Source organism: Flavobacterium sp. N2038, from assembly GCF_025947185.1.
Lineage (GTDB): Bacteria > Bacteroidota > Bacteroidia > Flavobacteriales > Flavobacteriaceae > Flavobacterium.
The window spans coordinates 4,116,898-4,138,680 of the sequence record NZ_CP110001.1 but is presented as its reverse complement, the minus strand read 5'-3'; the positions used below and the strand labels follow the sequence as shown (position 1 = coordinate 4,138,680).

Genomic DNA, 21,783 nt, shown 5'->3' with positions numbered 1-21,783 from the left:
ATACGATAGTGCATCTTTATTAAAGATTAAAATATAGATGGCAGCCAGTTTAATTCTAGGTGCATCAGAAAGTCAAATAAAAAAAGAATATATGTTTACAAGACACACCAAATTAATTTTTAGCGGTATTCTCGCTTTAAATCTTTTTTTTGTAAATCCAGTTGGTGCACAGAAAAAAAATGTAAAACAGAATAATTTAGATTACACACAATATGTAAATCCGTTTATTGGCTCAGCGGGTCATGGTCACGTATTTGTGGGTGCAAATGTTCCTTTCGGAGCCGTTCAGTTAGGACCTGTTAATATTTTTGAAGGCTGGGACTGGTGCAGTGGTTACAATTATGCAAGTAATACCATTTTAGGTTTTACGCACACACATTTAAGCGGTACCGGAATTGGAGATTTAAATGATATTTTACTGCTTCCGGTTTCGGGAAAAGTGCCTCTTTTTAAAGGAACAAAAGAAGATATGGTAAACGGTTACGGGTCTTATTTTTCACATGAAAATGAAGTAAGCAAGCCAGGTTACTATAGTGTTTTGCTTGATAAATATAAAATCAAAGCCGAATTAACAGCCAGCGAAAGAGTTGGTTTTCATAAATATACTTTTAATTCTACCAGTGATGCACACGTTTTATTAGACCTTGCAGACGGAATTGGCTGGGATAAACCGGTAAAAACATATATCAAAAAGATAAATGAAACCACACTGGCGGGATATCGTTTTTCAGCTGGTTGGGCGACAGATCAGCGCATTTATTTTACAATGGAATTCTCTGAGCCAATTTCAAAATTAGCTTTGTATGATGATAAAACAGCAGTTTCAGGAAATGAAGGTGAAGGTTTAAAAATGAAAGCAGTTTTGGATTTCGCTACTTTAAAAAACAAACAAGTTTTGGTAAAAGTTGGAATTTCTCCGGTAAGTTCTGAAAATGCTGCTGCTAATATAAAAGCTGAAATTCCAAATTGGGATTTTGATCAGACAGTTAAAACAGCAACTTCAAAATGGAACGCCGAATTAAATAAAATTCAGATTACAGGAAACGATAAAACAATGAAAGTTTTTTATACTTCATTGTATCACACCATGTTTGCTCCATCTATATTCAATGATGTAAATGGCGATTACAGAGGAACTGATAAAAAAGTATACGAGAAGGCAAATTTTACCAACTACACTACTTTTTCGCTTTGGGATACCTACCGTGGACTTCATCCTTTGTACACTATTACACAGCCGGATAAAATCAATGACATTGTAAAATCATTTTTGGCAATTTATGAGCAACAAGGCAGATTACCGGTTTGGCATTTAATGGGTAATGAAACCAATACAATGAATGGAAATCATTCCATAGCTGTAATTGCAGACGCATACCTAAAAGGATATCGCGATTATGATGTCGCTTTAGCTTATGAAGCAATGAAAAAAACAGCAATGCAAACACGTGACGGAATGGATTACGTACAAAAACTACAATACATACCAGCTGATAAAATGCTGGAATCTGTTGGTAATGCATTAGAATATGCTATAGATGATTATGCTATTGCTCAAATGGCAAAGGCTTTAAACAAAACAGAGGATTACGAGTATTTTTCAAAAAGAGCCAATTTGTACAAACTTTATTTTGATAAAGAAACTACATTTATGCGTGGAAAATTAGCAGATGGAAACTGGAGAACGCCATTTAATCCGCTTTCATCAGCACATCGTAAAGACGATTATGTAGAAGGAAATGCGTGGCAATATACCTGGCTGGTACCTCAGGATCCTTACGGATTAATTGACTTATTTGGCAGCGAAAGTAAATTTTTGGCAAAGTTAGATTCACTTTTTCAAATCACTGATAAAGTAGAAGGTGAAGAGATTTCTCCAGATATCAGTGGATTAATTGGGCAATATGCACAAGGAAATGAGCCAAATCACCATATTCCGTATTTATACGCTTTTGCCGGAGAACCTTGGAAAACAGCCAAATTAATTAGAGAAATCGACGATAAATTCTACTCAACAAAACCAGACGGATTGTGTGGTAATGAAGACTTAGGACAAATGTCGGCCTGGTATATTTTATCCTCAATGGGATTCTATTCAGTTAATCCTGCAAACGGAGTATATGTTTTAGGAAGTCCGCTAGTAAATACAGCAACAATTCATCACAAAAAAGGAATTTCGTTTACAGTGAATGCTATTAATAACAGCGCTGTAAATATGTATATCCAAAAAGCAGAATACAACGGAAAACCCTATACAAAATCTTATATCACGCACGATATGATTGTAAAAGGAGGGGAGCTGAAATTGTATATGGGAAGTAAACCATCTGCAACCTGGGGAGTGAAAAAAGAAGACAGACCTCTTTAGATTTAAGATTTTAGAATATAGATTTCAGAATATAGATTTTAGATTAAAGAAGAGTTTGGTTGCAGTTTACAGTTTCAGTATTCAGTCACAGTTTTTTAGCTTAAAGCCTATAGCTTAAAGCGTAAAGCAAAAAAATAAACATATGAAATTAAAGAGCTTAATTTTTTTAGGATTAATACAGTGTTGTGCAATCACAGCACAAGTTAAAACCTTAGATCCGGCAGAGTATGTAAATCCGCTAATGGGAACGCAGTCGTCTCATAGTCTTTCAAATGGTAATACCTATCCGGCAATTTGCAGACCCTGGGGAATGAATTTCTGGACCCCGCAAACCGGTAAAATGGGTGACGGATGGGCGTATACATATACAGCTGACAAGATTAGAGGATTTAAGCAAACGCATCAGCCATCGCCTTGGATGAACGATTACGGACAGTTTTCAATCATGCCTGTAACAGGTAAAATAGTTGTTGCCGAAGGAGAAAGAGGAAGCTGGTTCAGTCATAAAGCAGAGGTTTCAAAACCATATTATTACAGCGTTTATCTGGCGGATTATGATGTTACAACAGAAATTACAGCAACAGAAAGAGCCGCACATTTTCAGATTACTTTTCCTGAAAATGAGCAATCTTCAATTGTAGTTGATGCATTTGATAAAGGTTCTTACATCAAAATTATACCTTCAGAAAATAAAATTATAGGATATACAACCCGCAATAGTGGTGGAGTTCCAAGTAATTTCAAAAATTATTTTGTACTGGTTTTTGATAAACCATTCACAACAAGCAGTACATGGAATGACAAAGGTTTAGAAAAAAACAAATTAGAATTACAGGACGATCATGCTGGTGCAGTGGTGAGTTTTAAAACTAAAAAAGGAGAAATTGTAAATGTAAAAACAGCTTCTTCATTTATCAGTCCGGAACAAGCCGAATTAAATTTAAAAACTGAATTAGGTACGGCATCTTTTAATGAAACAGTTGCAGCTTCTAAAAACGAATGGAACAAAGTTTTAGGAAAAATAACTGCCGAAAGCAACGACGCAGATCAATTAAAAACATTCTATTCATGTTTATATCGTGCAACATGCTTTCCGCAAAAACAATATGAAATAAATGCTAAAGGCGAAACGGTACACTACAGTCCATACAACGGAAATATTTTACCAGGTTATATGTACGCAGGAACTGGTTTTTGGGATACTTTCCGCGCTTTATATCCTTTATTAAATTTGGTTTATCCTTCGATTAATAAAGAAATGCAGGAAGGCTTAATCAATGATTATAAGGAAGGCGGATTTTTACCGGAATGGTCAAGTCCGGGTTTTAGAAATGTAATGGTTGGTAATAATTCTGCCTCTGTAGTTTCTGATGCTTATATGAAAGGACTTCGAGGATATGATATTAATACTTTGTATGAAGCATTAGTTCATGGAGCTAATAATGAAGGTCCTATGGATGCTGTTGGACGCAAAGGAGTTTCGTATTATAATACATTAGGCTATGTTCCATATGATGTGAAAATCAATGAAAATGCAGCCAGAACGTTGGAATATGCTTATGATGATTTTGCCATCTGGAAACTGGCAAAAGCGTTAAATCGTCCTAAAAAAGAAATCAGTCTGTTTGAAAAACGAATGATGAATTATAAAAACTTGTACAATCCGGCGGTGGGATGGATGAGCGGAAGAAACAAAGACGGAAGTTTTCCTGCAAACTTTAATCCGCTTAAATGGGGAGATGCTTTTACAGAAGGAAACAGCATGCATTACAGTTGGAGTGTTTTTCACGATGTTCAGGGATTAATTGATTTAATGGGCGGACAAAAGAAATTCACTGCCAAATTGGATGCTGTTTTTACAACTCCACCAGTTTTTGACGACAGTTATTACGGATCTGTTATTCATGAAATTCGCGAAATGCAGATCATGAATATGGGGCAATATGCGCACGGAAATCAGCCAATTCAGCACATGATTTATCTGTATAATTATGCAGGTGAACCATGGAAAACACAATACTGGTCAAGAGAGGTAATGAATCGTTTATATAAGCCAACTGCAGACGGATATTGCGGAGATGAGGATAATGGACAGACTTCTGCCTGGTATATTTTCTCTGCAATGGGATTTTATCCGGTTTGTCCGGCAACAGACGAATATGTTTTGGGAGCACCATTATTTAAAAAATTAACTTTACAATTAGAGAACGGTAAAAGTTTGATTATAAACGCACCTAAAAATTCAGAAACAAATAAATATGTTCAGGATTTAAAATGGGATAATACAGGTTATACCAAAAATTATATCAATCATTCAGATGTTTTAAAAGGTGGCGAATTAAATTTTGATATGACAGCCGAACCTAATTTACAACGAGGTACCACTTCAGCTTCTTTTCCATATTCTTATTCAACTTCAAAATAATACTATGCAATCACGTAGAAAATTTATAAAAAATGCCGGAATTTTTTCCGCAGGATTATTGGCGATTCAAACGGATGCTTTTGGAATGCAATCTGATACTTTCAATTTTGCATTAAAAGATTTTATTACCAAAAGACCTCCTGTCGCTGAAAGAAAATTTACAAGTAAAGCGATTGAGGCAGCTATTGTAAGAATCAAAAAACAAATTGCAAATCCGGAGTTGGCTTGGTTGTTTGAAAACTGTTTTCCAAACACTTTAGACACTACTGTCGATTTTGAAATTATCGACGGAAAACCAGATACGTATGTAATTACTGGAGATATCGATGCAATGTGGCTTCGTGATAGTACAGCTCAAATCTGGCCTTATATTCCGTTTGTAAAAGAGGATAAAAAACTGGCCGAATTGGTAAAAGGAGTTATCAATCGTCAGACAAAATGTATTTTACTGGATCCTTATGCAAATGCTTTTTATAAAGATTTTAATCAGGTAAGTGAATGGAAGAATGACATGACCAAAATGCAGCCTGGAATCCATGAGCGTAAATGGGAAATTGACAGTTTATGTTACCCGATTAGACTGGCACATGGTTATTGGAAAGAAACAGGAGATATAAGTTTGTTTGACAGCAAATGGAAAGAAGCTATGTTATTGGTTTTGCAAACGTTTAAAGAACAGCAACGCTGGACTGATAAAGGACCATACAATTTTCAAAGAGTTACGGCCTGGGCTACAGATGGTGTGCCTTTGGGCGGTTATGGTTATCCTGTAAAACCTTGCGGATTAATTGTTTCGACTTTTAGACCAAGTGACGACAGCACTTTATTTGGATATTTAATTCCAAGTAACATGTTTGCCATTGAAGTATTAGGATATCTTCAGGAAATTTTCTCTTTGCCGGCTCTATTAGATAAAGATTTAGTTGCCAAAGCAAAAGAAATGCAAGGACAAGTTCAGAAAGGATTAGAAGAGAATGCGATTATTGAGCACCCTAAATTTGGAAAAATCATTGCTTTTGAGGTAAACGGATACGGAAGTTTTCATATGATGGATGATGCCAATGTACCTTCATTATTGTCATTACCTTATTTAGGAGCTATTGAACCGGATAGTCCACTTTATTTAAATACAAGAAAAGTAGTGCTTTCAGAAAACAACCCGTTTTTCTACAAAGGAAAAGCAGGAGAAGGCGTGGGAGGACCACATACAGGAACAGATACGATCTGGCCAATGAGTATTGTTTTAAGAGCCATAACCAGTGTAGATGAAAAAGAGATCAGACATTGTATTAGCAATTTGATTAAAACAAACGCAGATACAGGTTTTATGCATGAATCTTTTCATAAAGACGATGTGACAAAATTTACCAGAAAATGGTTTGCCTGGGCCAATACACTTTTTGGAGAAATGATTGTTCACACCAGTATCAAGTATCCACAGATTTTAAAAGATAAGAATCTTTAAAGTTCGCTGACGTTAGAAATAGAATGAGTTAACCGATCGGTTGTAGTTATAGTTTCAAAGTTAAATGAAGAAATTTTAATGTTGGTAATGAAAATTGAAAGACTGCAACACGATTTTAAAAAAAAATAGATAAACCAGAAGAGATGAACAAAAAATACGCCGTTGGAATTGATATCGGAGGAACACATATTACCGCTGCAATTATTGATATTGCAAGCATGAAAGTGATTGACCAGTCCTTGCAAAAAGAATCTTTTGATTCTAACTTGCCTGTAGATGAGGTCATGTCTATCTGGGGAAAAGTGATTCGCACTTCGATTGAAAATTCAAAAGTTGAAGCAGTAAAAGGACTTGCGGTATGTATGCCTGGCCCGTTTGATTACACTAACGGACTTTGCTGGATAAAAGACCAGTCAAAATACGAACATTTTTACGGACTGAATGTGCGTAATTTGTTCCATGGAATACTTGATCTTTCAAGTGATTTTCCGGTTCTTTTTGAAAACGATGCTGTTTGTTTCGGAAAAGGAGAAGTATTCAAAAATGCCGAAAACCTTTCTAAAAAAGTAATGGCCATAACACTAGGTACCGGACTTGGAGCCTGTTTTATTGACAAAGGAGTTTCAATAGCGACAGGAGAAAGTGTACCGGAAGACGGAGAAATTTATAATTTGCCTTATAAAGACGGCATGGCAGAAGATTATATTTCGGCAAGAGGGCTTTTAGGTAGTTATAAAACGTTAACGGGAAAAAGTCTTAGTAACGGATTAGAAGTCTATAATCTTGCGATAACCGGAGATGTAATTGCGATAAAAGCATTTGAGCAATTAGGAGAGGATTTGGCACTGGTAGTAACCCCATGGCTAGAAAAATTTAATGCAGACAGCTTTGTAATCGGCGGAAAAATTGCCAATGCCAGTGAGTTTATACTTCCTGGTTTTAACAAAAAAATGAAAGAAGCGGGTGTTGATGTTACCGTTTCTATTTCAACAGATAATGAAGTTGCAGCCTTATTGGGCGCAGCAAGTATGCTTTATACCATATAGTTTTGCAGGATTAGATAAATTTTCTACATAAACTTTGACATTTTAAACAGCGATTTTTTAATCGCTGTTTTTTGTTTAAAGAAGCTTGACTTCTTTTGCAAAAAATCTATTTGTATCTTTATGAATCAGGACTGGATTTTTAAAGTTTATTTCAGTTTGCAAATGAATCTAACGTAATGAAAGATATAATTGTAAAAAGAGTTTACGACAGTAAAACAGATGACGAAACATACCGCATATTAGTCGACCGTTTATGGCCTCGCGGACTCAAAAAAGAAGATTTAAAATTTGATGAATGGGATAAGGAAATCACACCTTCTCCCGAATTGCGTAAATGGTTTGCCCATAAAGAAGAACGATTTGCAGAATTTACAAAATTGTATCTGGAGGAATTAAAAACAAAAACAGAAGAAGTGGAACGTTTGCAAAACATAGCAAAAGAGAAACCTTTAACTTTGTTATATGCCGCAAAAAATCCAAAGATCAATCATGCTGTAATTTTGCAAGAATTTTTATTAAAAGAGAAATAGCATCAGATTTAGAAGGATACCAAATCGAATTTTATAGATTTAATTACGTCGAAGAATTTAGAATTCTTTGTTTAACGTGATCCATATACGATCTTCCTATCACATATCTCAGACCCTCAATTTCAATCGTATTGCCTTCTACAGCATCAATCTTATCAATTGCAATAGTGTAAGATCGGTGAATTCTTAAAAAATTTCTTTCTGGTAACTGATCCGTAAAGTCAGATAAAGTACCGTAGATAATATATTTGTTTGTTAGCGTGCTGATTTTTAGATAATCTTTTAAACTTTCGATCACCAAAATTTCATTTAAAAAGATTTTCTTCATCCTCTTTTTATCGATTTTGATAAAAATAAAAGGATTATCTCCTGTGTTTTCAGGTGTACTATTGTTTGATGTTTCAAGCCTTTTACTCACTTTATTGAGCGCTTTCATTAATCTCGGGAATTCAATAGGTTTTACCAAAAAGTCCAAAACATCCAATTCATAAGTTTCAATTGCAAATTGGCTGTAAGCACTTGTAATAATGACCAATGGCGGATTTTCAAGACTTTTTATAAAATTTATACCATCAAGAACAGGCATATTAATGTCTAAGAAAATGACATCGACTTTATTGTTTTTTAAAAAATTCAGGCCCTCAATTGGGTTACTAAAAGTATTTAAAACCTCAAAGTCCTCAACAGGGTCTAAATAATTTTTGATAACATTAATTGCTAATGGCTCATCATCTATTATTAAACAATTTATCTTCATTTCTTTTTATTATTTTTTGAGCAAAATAATCTGATTTGCAAAGTTTTAATCAATAAAAATCCTTTTAGGCAACCTTGATTACAAGCTTCACGACAAAAATATTCTTTTTCTTTTTAAAAGAAAGAGTATAGTCATTTTTATTGTAACCTAATTCTAATCTTTTCTTTACATTCTCGATGCCTATTCCGCTGGAGACATTAAAATTATCTTCCAGAGTTGTAAATTCAGGCTGCGGATTTGAAATAGTAAAATGCAAAAAATCTCCTTTTACATTAAAGCCAATATTAATTGCCACTTTTCCGGTGTTTTTATTCACCCCATGTTTAAAGGCATTCTCAATAAAAGTCAATAATATTATGGGGGCTATTTCTTTATCATGAATATCTCCCGAAATAGACATGTTTATTTCCAGTCGGTCATCATTTCTAATACGCTCCAAATCAAGATAATTTTGAATACAAAGTATTTCATTCTCCAGACTTTGTCTTTTGTTTTTAGTATCATACAGCATATAGCGCATTAATTCGGAAAGTTTGAGAACAATCTTAGGTGTTTTGTTTGATTTCTCTACCGATAATGAATAAATATTGTTCAGCGTATTAAAAAGAAAATGAGGCGAAATTTGGGACTTAAGGAATAATAACTCCGTTTCCAATTGGGATTTCTCCAGATCAGTTACTCTTCTTTGCTCTTTCATAAAGTCCAGTGTAAGCTTAATTGCAGTCACAAAAGTGATCACATAGAGCTCACCGATCATCATATCGATAGCATAATTAAGAGTCAGTTTATCAGTTGTTTGTGGGCCTTCTGGCCAGACATTATGATTTATCAGTAAATAAGTGAGATTAAATTTTACCATCACCATTATAAAAATCGAAACCAAAACAGCAATTACGTACAAAAGGTATTTTTTTCGATAAACCAGATAAGGCATAAACAGCAAAATATTCAGATAACAAAGTGTCATGTGAATAGGAAAACCAAGCAAATTAGTTTTGAAGGAATAACCATAATCATTGAAGTAGATTCCCCAGCGGAAAGTGTTGAATAAAAAGTACGTAAGCCAGAAAAAAATATGGTAACGCAAGGGTATTGAATATAATCTGCTTGAGCTGAAATGCATAATAATAGTACGTTTTGAAGCTTTTTTTGGTGTTTGTCTTAGTTTAGATGTCGTTTGTCTAAATTACTTTAGGTAAAAATCAATTTTATATAAATTTAAAGTTAAATTATTATTGTTTTATACAGAGTTTTACCTGGTTGATTGCAATTATGACCGCAAGATGTAAAATAAAGATAGACAAAAATAATAGTCAACAAGTTTTTTTTGTCAAACAACTCATTTATCACAAATAGTAGTAAATGTCTTTTTTTAAATATTAAATATTATGCTTACTAAAAATCAATACCGCGTTATCAACAGATTTTTCCTTAGAATATTAAAATCAATATAAGATTAATTTCTTCACAAACGCAAACTTTCCGTTAGGAGCGACTAACCATCGACTCTGATAATATCTGCACGAAATACAATTAACCCAACCAATAAATAATAATAAAGATTAATGAATATCATTGACATAGCAATCATCATAGCCTACATTGTGCTATCAGTAGGAATAGGAATCTGGATTTCAAGAAAAGCATCAAAAGGTTTAGATGATTATTTTCTCGGCGGAAAAACAATCAAATGGTATTTTTTAGGATTAAGTAACGGATCTGGAATGTTTGATGTTTCCGGGACTTCCTGGATGATTGGAGTACTTTTTTTATACGGAGTAAAAAGTTTCATGTTTATGTGGCTTTGGCCGATATGGAACCAGATTTTTGTAATGATGTTTCTCGCCGTCTGGATTAGAAAATCAAAAGTAATGACAGGTTCAGAATGGATTTTGACCCGTTTTGGAAGCGACAGAGCCGGAAAAGCATCCCACATTATTGTGGCCATTTTTGCAATCATTTCTACAATTGGGTTTATTGCCTATTTTTTTGAAGGAATAGGGAAATTTGTCACTATTATTCTTCCATGGGATTTAACGCTTCAATATGGAGACTTAGTTGTATTAACCTCAGAGCGTTCTTATGCTTTACTTATTATATTTTTAACGACAATTTATACTGTAAAAGGCGGAATGTTTTCTGTTGTTGCTACAGAAGTAGTGCAGTATTTAATCATGATTACTGCGGGAACATTAATTGCAGGATATGCGTTTGTAAATTATACAGATATCCAGATCAACTCGGTAATTACCGAAGAATGGAAAAATGTATTTTTCGGCTGGCAGTTTGAAACCCAGTGGAGCGATAAATTTCAAACCTTCAATAATTTAATCGATTCTGAAGGTTACAAAATGTTTGGTGCCTTTATCGGGATGACTTTATTCAAAGGGTTTTTTGCAAGTGTTGCAGGACCAACGCCAAGTTATGATTTACAAAGAATTCTTTCGACCAAATCTGTAAAAGAAGCAGCTTACATGAGCGGCTTTACCAACTTGATTTTATTCATTCCAAGATATTTATTAATCACCGGAATTGTGGTAATTGCACTGGTAAATCTGGCACCGGAGCTTAATGCAAATACAGGTCTAACCGGAGCCGATTTAGAATTGCTAATGCCAAAAGTGGTTAATTTATATATTCCTGTTGGAATAAAAGGACTTTTATTAGCTGGTTTATTAGCTGCTTTTATGTCCGGATTCTCTGCTTTTGTAAATGCAGGACCAGCTTATATCGTAAATGATATTTACAAAAAGTATTTCAAACCTGTAGCAACCAATGCGCACTATATCAAAGTAAGTCAGATTTCGTCTTTCTTAGTTGTAGGCTTAGGAGTTTTCATGGGATTCTTTGCAGACTCCATCAATTCATTAACCTTATGGATAACCAGTGCCTTATATGGCGGTTACGTTGCCGCAAATTTCCTGAAATGGATTTGGTGGCGTTTTAATGGCTGGGGCTATTTCTGGGGAATGTTTGCCGGATTAATAATCGCTTCATTACAATTTATTCTGGGTCAGAATCAGGGGAATTTAACAGAAGGCTCATTTTTATACAACCTGTCACATGTTCAGGCCATCTATTTATTCCCTTTAATCTTTGGTTTTTCAATTTTGGGCTGTGTTTTAGGAACCTTCCTGAGTAAGCCAACAGATATGGAAGTTTTAAAATCTTTTTATTCTAATGTAAGACCTTGGGGATTCTGGAATCCGGTTTACAAAGTACTAAAAGCAGAAGATCACACTTTCGAAAAAAATAAAGATTTTGGCAGAGATATGTTGAATTGTCTGATCGGGATTATATGGCAATCGAGTATGATTTTGCTTCCGATATTCTTTATTATCAAAGACTATCCAAAAGCAATAACAGCATTAATCGTCTTTTTGGCAACAACCACAATCCTGAAATTTACATGGCTGGACAGAGTTAGAAAAATAGAGGATTAAATAATTAAACACTTAGAAACATACGTTTTTATGTTTAAAGAAGTAGTGATACAAAAGAAAAGTACTCCACACATAACGAATTATTTTGTAGAAACTAATGCCCCTTTTTTAAAATTGTAAAAACTATGTTTTCTATGTGTTTCACTAAAAGAAAAGAAAAACAATAAATTAAAAAATAAAAAAATGAGCAGTATTCCTTGGCAAGACAGACCCGAAAACAGTAATGATGTAATGTGGAGATATTCTCAAAATCCCATTATAGAAAGATATGCCATTCCATCCTCAAACAGTGTTTTTAATAGTGCTGTAGTTCCTTTTGGAGATGGATTTGCAGGAGTTTTCAGATGTGATAATAAAGCCGTTCAAATGAATATTTTTGCCGGTTTTAGTAAAAATGGAATTGATTGGGATATCAATCATGAACCAATCAAAATGAAAGCCGGTAATACAGATATGATCGAGTCTGCTTACAAATATGATCCGCGTGTTGTTTTCATCGAAGACCGCTACTGGATTACCTGGTGTAATGGTTACAACGGACCAACAATTGGTATTGGATATACTTTTGATTTTAAAGAATTTTTTCAATGCGAAAATGCCTATTTACCATTCAACAGAAACGGAGTTTTGTTTCCGCAGAAAATAAATGGAAAATATGCCATGTTAAGCCGTCCAAGTGATAATGGGCATACGCCTTTTGGAGATATCTGGATTAGTTATAGTCCCGATATGAAGTATTGGGGAGAACACCGTTTGGTAATGAAACCAACACCTTTTGAAGACAGTGCCTGGCAGTGTACGAAAATTGGAGCAGGACCGATTCCTATTCTTACCAACGAAGGCTGGCTGATGATCTATCATGGCGTTATCAATACCTGCAACGGCTTTAGATATGCAATGGGAGCAGCACTTTTAGACGTTGATTCACCAGACAAAGTAAAATACAGAACACAACCTTATTTATTGGGGCCTGCAGAACTTTATGAGCAGGTTGGCGATGTGCCAAATGTAGTATTTCCATGTGCTGCTTTGCACGATACAGAAGAAGATAAATTAGCGGTTTATTATGGCGCGGCAGATACCGTTGTGGCAATTGCTTTTGGTAAATTAAGTGAAGTAGTTCAGTTTACAAAAGATAACAGTTTATAGCAAAAAGATGAGTCTGAAATTTAAATGTTTAGCAGTCGCTTTAGGATTCTTTTCAATAACTGGATATGCACAATCCAAAAAAACGATTGTGCCCAAAACCTATGTGGCGACCAAAACAGCCACTCCAATTACAATTGACGGAGATGAAGCCGATATTTCCTGGAATAAAACAGAGTGGACAGACCTTTTTGAAGATATCGAAAATGGTATAAAACCCAAATATGCCACCAAAGTAAAAATGCTTTGGGATGAAACTAATTTTTACATTTTGGCAAAAATGGAAGAACCGCATGTTTGGGCCAATTTAAAACAACGCGATACTATCATTTTTTACAACAATGATTTTGAGGTTTTTATAGATCCTGACAGTGACACTTTTAATTATTACGAACTGGAAATAAACGCCTTAAACACAGCTTGGGATCTATTTTTAACCAAACCTTATCGCGAAGATGATATTGTTGTTTTAAACGACTGGAACATTCCGGGGTTAAAATCGGCTGTAAAAATAAACGGAACCTTAAACAATCCAAACGATACAGATCAGGGTTGGGTGCTGGAAATGGCAATTCCGTGGGCCTCTTACAAAACATCTTATTTTGACAAAAATGTTCCTGTAGATAAATTCTGGAGAGTCAATTTTTCAAGAGTCAACTGGCAGCACTCTATTGTTGATGGCCAGTACGAACGCAAAAAAGATGCCCAAGGAAAGTTTCTGCCAGAGTACAACTGGGTCTGGTCGCCAATGGGTGTGATCAATATGCATGAACCCGAAAAATGGGGCTATGTTTACTTCTCTTCAAAAGAAGGAAAAGACAACTTTACAATTCCACAGGACGAAAAAGTCAAATGGGAGCTTTATAATTTATACAGAGCTCAAAAAGAATACAATCAAAAGCATAAAGTCTGGGCAAAATCAATTGCAGATCTTACGAAAGAACCAATCGTAGTCGACAACAAAATTCTAAAACCAGTAGTAGAAAACCATGCTTCGGGATATAATATCACAGTAAAAAGTCCTTTTTCAAACCAAACCTTTATTATAAGGCAGGACGGTAAAATAATCTCAAAATAAACCAACTATGAAACTACCAAAACTATTACTTTTTTTATTGGCTTTCAGTATCTTTTCATGTGCCAAAAAAGAAGAACAAACCACCTTTAAATTTGGTGTCTGGACAACTGCAGATGCTAAAAAATCAGATGCAGATTACACAAAAGAATTTAAAAAATACAAAGACGGTGGAATCGATGAGGTTCTAATTAATACTTCTACAGACCCTAAACTTTTGGCAAGATTAGTGCCTTTGGCAAAAAAAGAAGGCTTAAAAGTACACGCCTGGATTATGGCAATGAACAGACCGGGAGATTCTATTGCACTTCAGCATCCGGATTGGTATCAGGTAAGTAAAGAAGGAAAATCATGTTTTGACAACCGCCCTTATGTAGATTACTACCAATGGTTATGCCCAACCCGAAAAGAATCCAGAGAACACGTTTTAGCTTTGGTTGAAGGACTGGCAAAAGTAGAAGGAATCGAAAGCGTGCACCTAGATTACATTCGTTTCCCGGATATTTTCCTGCCAATTAGTTTACTTCCAAAATACAATTTGGTTCAGGATGTAGAATTACCACAATTTGATTTCTGTTATTGTGATGAATGCGTTAAAGCATTTGAAAAAATACACCACAAAAATCCAAAAGAAAGCCATAACACTTCAATTGATATGGAGTGGAAAAACTTCAGGTTAAATGCCATTCAGACAGTAGTGAACGATGCTTATGATATCGCACACAAACACAATAAAAAATTAACAGCGGCGGTATTTCCTTACCCTGAAATGGCAGATCATATGGTGCGCCAGCGTTGGGATAAATGGAATATCGATCAGGTATATCCAATGATTTACCACAGCTTTTACGATGAAGAAATTGACTGGGTTGGATATGCTACCAAGCAAGGTGTTGCCGATTTAAAAGATAAACAAACAAAAATCAACACCGGAATTTATGTTCCCGGATTAAAGAATGACGCAGAACTAAAAGAAGCTATTTTATTAGCTAAAGAAAACGGAGCAATCGGAGTTTCTTTTTTCGATGGAAACGCTTTGTCTGCCAGTAATTTTAAAACCATCAAAGAAACAAAAGCCAGTTTAAAATAAGATTTTAGTTATATTAAAGAACAAACCGCATAATAAGGAAAATTAATAATATTGGTTAGTTATTGGGTTTTTGTTGCGGTTTTTCTTTAATTAAGTACTAAGCAGGTTATTCCGTTTTGGCATAAAAAAAACAGAAATAACCGCTTTTGTTTTAACTTTAAAATTGTATTTCTCTCTGTGTCAGAAATATCATTCAGAGCAAATTATAAGATAGAGACAGTTGGCATGCATAGACAATAGAAAATATCTATTAAAAGACAAAAAAAATCAATACCAATTTAAACACCCTCTTTGAATCAATAATTATGAGAGTATTAAAACCCTTATTCGTCTTAATCTTCTTAGCTGTTTTAAGTTCGGGTTATAGTCAGAAAAAAAACTTAGATAATGATATCCAAATCATTCCGAAACCAAATCAGATGATTTTAAATCCGGGGTCTTTTGAGTTTTCTAAAAATACCACTTTTGTTGCCGGCACCGATTTTCAGAAAGACATTTCAAATGCTTTAATAGACAAATTTGGAGTTGCAGCTGGCTGGCGTCCCGTACTTGCTGCAAAAGCCCCAAAGAGCAATTATATCAAGTTTGAAGCCGACCCTTTATTTCATAAAGAAGCCTATAAATTAGACGTAAATACAAATGGTATTACTATTACCGCCAACGGAAATGCCGGATTTATCTACGGTTTAGAAACTATCAGACAATTGCTTCCTACTGCTATAGAAAGTAAATATGCAATTACATCTGCAAAATGGCAAATTCCTAATGTGACGATTATTGATGAACCACGTTTTCAATGGCGAGGTTTGATGCTTGATTTATCACGCCATTTCTTTGATAAAAATTATATTCTTTCTACAATTGATCGTCTGGCAATGCACAAAATGAATGTTTTGCATTTACATTTAGTAGATGATCAAGGCTGGAGAATTGAAATTAAGAAATACCCAAAATTAACAGAAGTTGGGGCATGGAGAGTCGATCAGGAAAATTTATCCTGGAACGCGAGACTGGTTACAAATCCGGATCAAAAAGGAACATACGGTGGTTTCTTAACACAAGAAGAATTAAAAGAAATTGTCAAATATGCAGCATCGAAAAATATTGAAGTTATTCCCGAAATAGAAATGCCGGCACACGTAAGCAGTGCCATTGCAGCTTATCCTGAACTGGCTTGTTTTGATCAGCGTATTGGAGTACCGTCAGGCGGATTATGGCCTATTACCGATATTTATTGTGCAGGAAAAGAAACAACCTTTGAGTTTTTGCAAAATGTATTAGATGAGGTAATGACCGTTTTTCCTTCAAAATATATTCATATCGGAGGGGATGAAGCAACCAAAACCAATTGGGAAAAATGCCCGCATTGTCAAAAAAGAATGAAAGATGAAGGCCTTAAAAATGTGCATGAACTGCAAAGTTATTTTGTAAAAAGAATGGAAAAATACATCAATTCTAAAGGCAAAAGATTAATTGGCTGGGACGAAATATTAGAAGGAGGTTTAGCTCCTGAAGCAACAGTAATGAGCTGGAGAGGAACCAAAGGAGGGACTGAGGCAGCTGCACAAGGACATGATGTGATTATGACACCAGAGTCACCTTGCTATTTTAATTTTTATCAGGGACCACAAAACGAAGAGCCTTTAGCTTTTGATGCTTATAATCCATTAAATAAAGTTTACGAATTTGATCCTGTTGTACCAACAATGACGGTTGCCGAAGCCAATCATGTTTTAGGCGGACAGGCCAATTTATGGGCAGAACATCTGGCAGGACCAAAAGATTCTGAGTACATGATTTTTCCAAGATTAGCCGCTTTATCAGAGGTTTTATGGAGTTCTAAAGAAAATCGTAATTGGAATGATTTCAGTACAAGACTTGCTAAACAATTTAAACGTTACGATTATCTGGGAATCAATTATGCAAAAAGCGCTTATCTGGTTACGGCTTCTTCTACAGCAGATTTGGCTAAAAAACAAATCAATGTGACGTTGAAAAATGAATTTCCGAATCCGGATATTCGTTATGTTTTGGGAGACAAAAATATCGATCATAACGCAGAAAAATATACAAATCCAATTCAGTTTAAAGAAACTACAGTTCTAAAAGCGTCTTTGTTTCAGGACAACAAACCCGTAGGAAAGACTTTTACAGATACCATTTTGTTTCATAAAGCGATGGCACATAAAGTAAATTATTTGACACCTTTTAATAACAACTACAAAGGTGATGGACCTTTTACGATGGTAAATACCATTCGGGGATCTAAAAATTTCCATGACGGACAATGGCAGGCATGGCTGGTAAATGATATGGAACTGGTGATTGATTTTGAAAAACCGGAAAGCATACAACAGGTTATAGTAGGAACATTGGAAAGTCAGGGCGCAGGAGTTTTTTTTCCGATACAAATAAAAGTACTGATTTCCAGTGACGGAATTAATTATAAAGAAGTGGGTAAAGTATCACGCCCATATGCTGCAAATCCAATTTCAGAATTGAAAGATTTCAAAATTAGTTTTCAGAAACAAAATGTCCGATATGTAAAAGTAATTGGAGCAAATCTAAGAAAGAGTCCAAGAGGTGAAAGTTCATGGCTATTTGTGGATGAAATTTTAGTCAATTAAAAAACGACGTACAATATGAAAAAAGGAATATTGATAATCGCATTATTGTTTTCTGTTCAACTGTTTTCGCAGGCTATTTACGAAGATGAACGCTACGTGCCGGAAACGGATCCTTTAGTATTAAAAAATCTGGAGCAATGGCAAGGCAAGAAGTTTGGATTGCTAATGCATTGGGGAACTTACAGCCAATGGGGAATTGTAGAATCCTGGTCTATATGTCCGGAAGATTATGGCTGGTGTGAACGAAAAAAAGGAAGTAATCCCGGTAATTATACCCAATATGTAAAAGAGTATGAAGGATTGAAGAAAACATTTAATCCAACAAAATTTGATCCTTCAAAATGGGCAAAGGCAGCAAAAGCAGCCGGAATGAAATACATGGTTTTTACCACAAAACACCATGACGGATTTACCATGTTTGATTCAAAATATACAGATTATAAAGTAACTGATAAAGATTGTCCTTTCCATACCAATCCAAAAGCCGATATTTTAAAAGAAGTTTTTACCGCTTTTAGAAACGAGAATATGTCAACGGGAGCTTACTTTTCTAAACCGGACTGGCACAACGAAAATTATTGGGATCCTTATTTTCCTCCTTTTGACAGGAATGTAAATTATGATCCGTCTTTATATCCTGAAAAATGGCAGAAATATGTTGATTTCACCCACAATCAGATTTTAGAAATTTTGACCAATTATGGCAAAGTAGATATTTTATGGTTAGATGGAGGTTGGGTTAAAAAGAGAGATTTACAGAATATTAAAGAAAACTATGCTGATAAATTTGCAGAAAACGAATCTAAAAACGGATTTATAAAGCACAGAGTTGTCGATCAGGATCCTAAAATGGATGAACTGGTGATAAAAGCACGTCAGAAGCAACCGGGCTTGATAGTTGTAGACCGCGCAGTTCATGGTAAAAATCAAAATTACCTGACTCCGGAAAACAGAGTTCCCGAAAAAACATTGCCTTATCCATGGGAATCATGTATTACTTCTGGTGGTGGATGGTCGTATACTCCCGATGCAAAATACCTGACCGGAAGACAAGGAATTCATATGCTGATCGATGTAGTCGCAAAGGGCGGAAATTTATTATTGAATATTGCACCAAGTCCGGAAGGCGAATGGCAGCAGGGCGCATATGATTTATTGACCGCTTACGGAGACTGGATGCAAGTAAACAGTACCGCAATTTATGATACAAAACCAATTGCACCGTATAAAGAAGACAATATTTGTATGACACAAAATAAAGCCGGAAATGTATTCTTGTTTTATTTGGCAAAAGACGGAGAAAATAAGATTCCTTCAGAGATTATCGTAAAATCTATTAATCCCGCAAAAGGAACAAAAATCACGCTTTTGGGTAGCAAAAAACAATTACAATGGATTAAATTTGCAGAAGGATTTAAAGTGACAATTCCCGAGAGTATAAGGAATAACTTGCCATGTAAAGAAGCCTGGACTCTTAAGATTGAAGCGATTAACAGATAAAATTTTATGATTTGTAATGCAAAACTAACGATAGAAACAGCATGTGCTTTTTGCCTGCTGTTTTTTAGTATAACCGTTTTTGGGCAGGAACCGGCAGATTTTGTAAACCCATTTATCGGAACTTCAAATTTTGGAGCGACTTTTCCGGGACCAATTGCACCAAGAGGAATGGCGAGTATTAGTCCGTTTAACGTTGCCGGGCCTCAAAATAAACCATTAGAAAAAGACAGTCAGTGGCTGTCGAACCCATACGTAAATGAAAATAAATTTCTGACCGGATTTAGTCAGGTAAATTTAAGTGGCGTAGGCTGTCCGGAATTAGGGGTTATTTTGTTAATGCCCACGACCGGAAATGTTGAAACCAATCATTTGAAGTACGGTTCTACTTATTCTAAAGAAGTTGCCAAAGCAGGCTACTACAGCGTAGGTATTGATAAATACAAAGTAAAGGGAGAATTTACTGCTACAAAAAGAGTAGGAGTAAGCAAATTTACTTTTCCGAAAGGGAAATCGAATATTTTGCTGAATCTTGGTTTAGGATTAACCAACGAAGAAGGCGCGATGGTAAAAGTAGTTTCTTCGACTGAAATTGAAGGAATGAGAAGCGTTGGTTCTTTTTGTTACAATAGTCCCGAAGACGCATATCCGGTATATTTTGTGGCAAAGTTTTCCAAACCCGCAACTAAATTTGGAGTCTGGAAAAAAACACCTAAATATGAGGGTGTAGAGGCACAATGGATGGGATATAACGGAAAAACCAGAATGATGGACAATACCGTAAAAACTGTTGTTGGAGATAGTATTGGAACTTATTTTTCGTATCAGTTTGATAAAGAAGAAGTCGTTGAGGTTAAAATTGGGGTTTCCTACGTAAGCATACAAAATGCCCGTGAAAACCTCGAAAAAGAAGCCGGAAGCAAATCATTTGATGCAATTTATAAAGAAACCTATAAAGACTGGAACGAAGAACTTTCTAAAATTTTGGTAGAAGGTGGTACAAAAGAAGATAAGACTATTTTTTACACAGCTTTGTATCATACTTTAATACACCCAAATGTTTTAAATGATGTAAATGGAGAATATCCCGAAATAAAAAGAAGCTCAATTGGTAAAACCATGGGCACACGTTACACCGTATTTTCGCTTTGGGATACGTACCGAAACATGCATCCGCTAATGTCTTTAGTCTACCCGAAACAACAATCGGATATGATAAAAAGCATGTTGGAAATGTATGATGAAAACGGCTGGCTGCCAAAATGGGAATTAAATTCGACAGAAACATTTACTATGGTGGGAGATCCGGCAAGTATCGTTATTGTAGATGCCTGTTTAAAAGGAATTCAGGATTTTGATATTTACAAGGCTTACCATGCAATGCTAAAAGGTGCTGATCAAATTGAAGAAAATCCTTTGCGTCCCGGACTTAAAGAATATCTTGATAAAGGATATTTGTCCACTAATTATGCCGGACCTGTTTCTACAACGCTGGAATATAATACTTCAGATTATGCGATTTCACTTTTGGCGAAAGCCTTAGGCGAGAAAGAAGACTATAAACGTTTTACTAAACGTTCTTTATCGTACCGAAAATTATACGATAAAGATTTAAAATTACTAAGGCCAAGAACAGCGACAGACAATTGGTATGAACCTTTTGATCCCGTAGCGGGAGCCAATTTTCAGGCAAATGTAGGTTTTATAGAAGGAAATGCATGGCAATATGCTTTTATGGTACCACATGATATCAAAGGATTGATAAAATTAATGGGAGGTGACAAACCTTTCTCTGATCAATTGCAAAAAGTTTTTGATATCAAACAATTTGATATGGCAAATGAGCCCGATATTGCCTATCCTTATTTATTTAATTACGTAAAAGGAGAGGAATGGAAGAGTCAGGAAATGGTAAAGAAATTAGTGACAGAATATTTCAAAAATGAACCAAAAGGATTACCAGGAAATGATGATACAGGAACCATGTCTGCCTGGCTGGTGTATTCAATGATGGGATTTTATCCAATATCACCAGGAGATCCATTGTATACTATTACAACGCCAATGTTTGATAAAATAACGATTAAATTGGATCCAAAATATTACAAGAAAGAAAATATTGTAATTGAAAGAGAAATCAATAATCAGGGAAAAATCAAAGAAATTCAGTTAAACGGAAAAAGCCTTAACAGTTATTTTATTTCACATGATGAGTTTGTAAACGGAACAACATTAAAAGTGATTCAGGAATAAAAGCATCAAAAAGAGTACAATAAAAAAAACAGGCCGTTCATTTTGAACGGCCTGTTTTTTT

Annotated in this window: 14 protein-coding genes; 12 read left to right on the top strand and 2 right to left on the bottom strand. The window is 35.1% G+C overall.

Annotated features, from left to right (window positions below; translation table 11 throughout):
- Positions 1 to 37 precede the first annotated feature (37 nt).
- From OLM51_RS18095 to OLM51_RS18075, 5 genes are all read left to right on the top strand, one after another.
- On the top strand, positions 38 to 2,368 hold the full coding sequence (locus OLM51_RS18095; RefSeq protein ID WP_264551998.1) for a GH92 family glycosyl hydrolase: 2,331 nt from the start codon (positions 38 to 40) through the stop codon (positions 2,366 to 2,368).
- 142 nt (positions 2,369 to 2,510) lie between these two features.
- On the top strand, positions 2,511 to 4,793 hold the full coding sequence (locus tag OLM51_RS18090; RefSeq protein ID WP_264551997.1) for a GH92 family glycosyl hydrolase: 2,283 nt from the start codon (positions 2,511 to 2,513) through the stop codon (positions 4,791 to 4,793).
- A gap of 4 nt (positions 4,794 to 4,797) precedes the next feature.
- The gene (locus OLM51_RS18085) at positions 4,798 to 6,258 is read left to right on the top strand and encodes a glycoside hydrolase family 125 protein (RefSeq protein WP_264551996.1); all 1,461 of its coding nucleotides are present in this window, start codon (positions 4,798 to 4,800) and stop codon (positions 6,256 to 6,258) included.
- A gap of 143 nt (positions 6,259 to 6,401) precedes the next feature.
- Positions 6,402 to 7,304, top strand: a complete 903-nt coding sequence (locus OLM51_RS18080; protein WP_264551995.1) for an ROK family protein — start codon at positions 6,402 to 6,404, stop codon at positions 7,302 to 7,304.
- A gap of 176 nt (positions 7,305 to 7,480) precedes the next feature.
- Positions 7,481 to 7,834, top strand: a complete 354-nt coding sequence (locus OLM51_RS18075) for a DUF488 domain-containing protein (RefSeq protein ID WP_264551994.1) — start codon at positions 7,481 to 7,483, stop codon at positions 7,832 to 7,834.
- A gap of 43 nt (positions 7,835 to 7,877) precedes the next feature.
- Here the strand turns inward: OLM51_RS18075 and OLM51_RS18070 are convergent, their stop codons facing one another.
- On the bottom strand, positions 7,878 to 8,591 hold the full coding sequence (locus OLM51_RS18070) for a LytR/AlgR family response regulator transcription factor (protein WP_264551993.1): 714 nt from the start codon (positions 8,589 to 8,591) through the stop codon (positions 7,878 to 7,880).
- A gap of 64 nt (positions 8,592 to 8,655) precedes the next feature.
- Positions 8,656 to 9,714 (bottom strand): sensor histidine kinase, encoded by a 1,059-nt coding sequence (locus tag OLM51_RS18065; RefSeq protein ID WP_264551992.1) that lies wholly within the window; start codon positions 9,712 to 9,714, stop codon positions 8,656 to 8,658.
- A gap of 442 nt (positions 9,715 to 10,156) precedes the next feature.
- Here OLM51_RS18065 and OLM51_RS18060 point away from each other — a divergent pair, with 442 nt between their 5' ends.
- From OLM51_RS18060 to OLM51_RS18030, 7 genes are all read left to right on the top strand, one after another.
- The gene (locus OLM51_RS18060) at positions 10,157 to 12,034 is read left to right on the top strand and encodes a sodium:solute symporter family protein (RefSeq protein ID WP_264551991.1); all 1,878 of its coding nucleotides are present in this window, start codon (positions 10,157 to 10,159) and stop codon (positions 12,032 to 12,034) included.
- A gap of 183 nt (positions 12,035 to 12,217) precedes the next feature.
- Positions 12,218 to 13,183 (top strand): glycoside hydrolase family 130 protein, encoded by a 966-nt coding sequence (locus OLM51_RS18055; protein WP_264551990.1) that lies wholly within the window; start codon positions 12,218 to 12,220, stop codon positions 13,181 to 13,183.
- Positions 13,184 to 13,190: 7 nt separating this feature from the next.
- The gene (locus OLM51_RS18050; RefSeq protein ID WP_264551989.1) at positions 13,191 to 14,258 is read left to right on the top strand and encodes a carbohydrate-binding family 9-like protein; all 1,068 of its coding nucleotides are present in this window, start codon (positions 13,191 to 13,193) and stop codon (positions 14,256 to 14,258) included.
- Positions 14,259 to 14,265: 7 nt separating this feature from the next.
- Positions 14,266 to 15,345 carry a putative glycoside hydrolase gene (locus tag OLM51_RS18045; protein ID WP_264551988.1) on the top strand — a complete coding sequence of 360 codons (1,080 nt, stop codon included), beginning with the start codon at positions 14,266 to 14,268 and terminating at the stop codon, positions 15,343 to 15,345.
- 305 nt (positions 15,346 to 15,650) lie between these two features.
- Positions 15,651 to 17,972, top strand: a complete 2,322-nt coding sequence (locus OLM51_RS18040) for a glycoside hydrolase family 20 protein (protein WP_264551987.1) — start codon at positions 15,651 to 15,653, stop codon at positions 17,970 to 17,972.
- A 15-nt stretch (positions 17,973 to 17,987) separates the two neighbouring features.
- Positions 17,988 to 19,472 (top strand): alpha-L-fucosidase, encoded by a 1,485-nt coding sequence (locus tag OLM51_RS18035; RefSeq protein WP_264551986.1) that lies wholly within the window; start codon positions 17,988 to 17,990, stop codon positions 19,470 to 19,472.
- 6 nt (positions 19,473 to 19,478) lie between these two features.
- On the top strand, positions 19,479 to 21,722 hold the full coding sequence (locus OLM51_RS18030; RefSeq protein ID WP_264551985.1) for a GH92 family glycosyl hydrolase: 2,244 nt from the start codon (positions 19,479 to 19,481) through the stop codon (positions 21,720 to 21,722).
- Positions 21,723 to 21,783 lie beyond the last annotated feature (61 nt).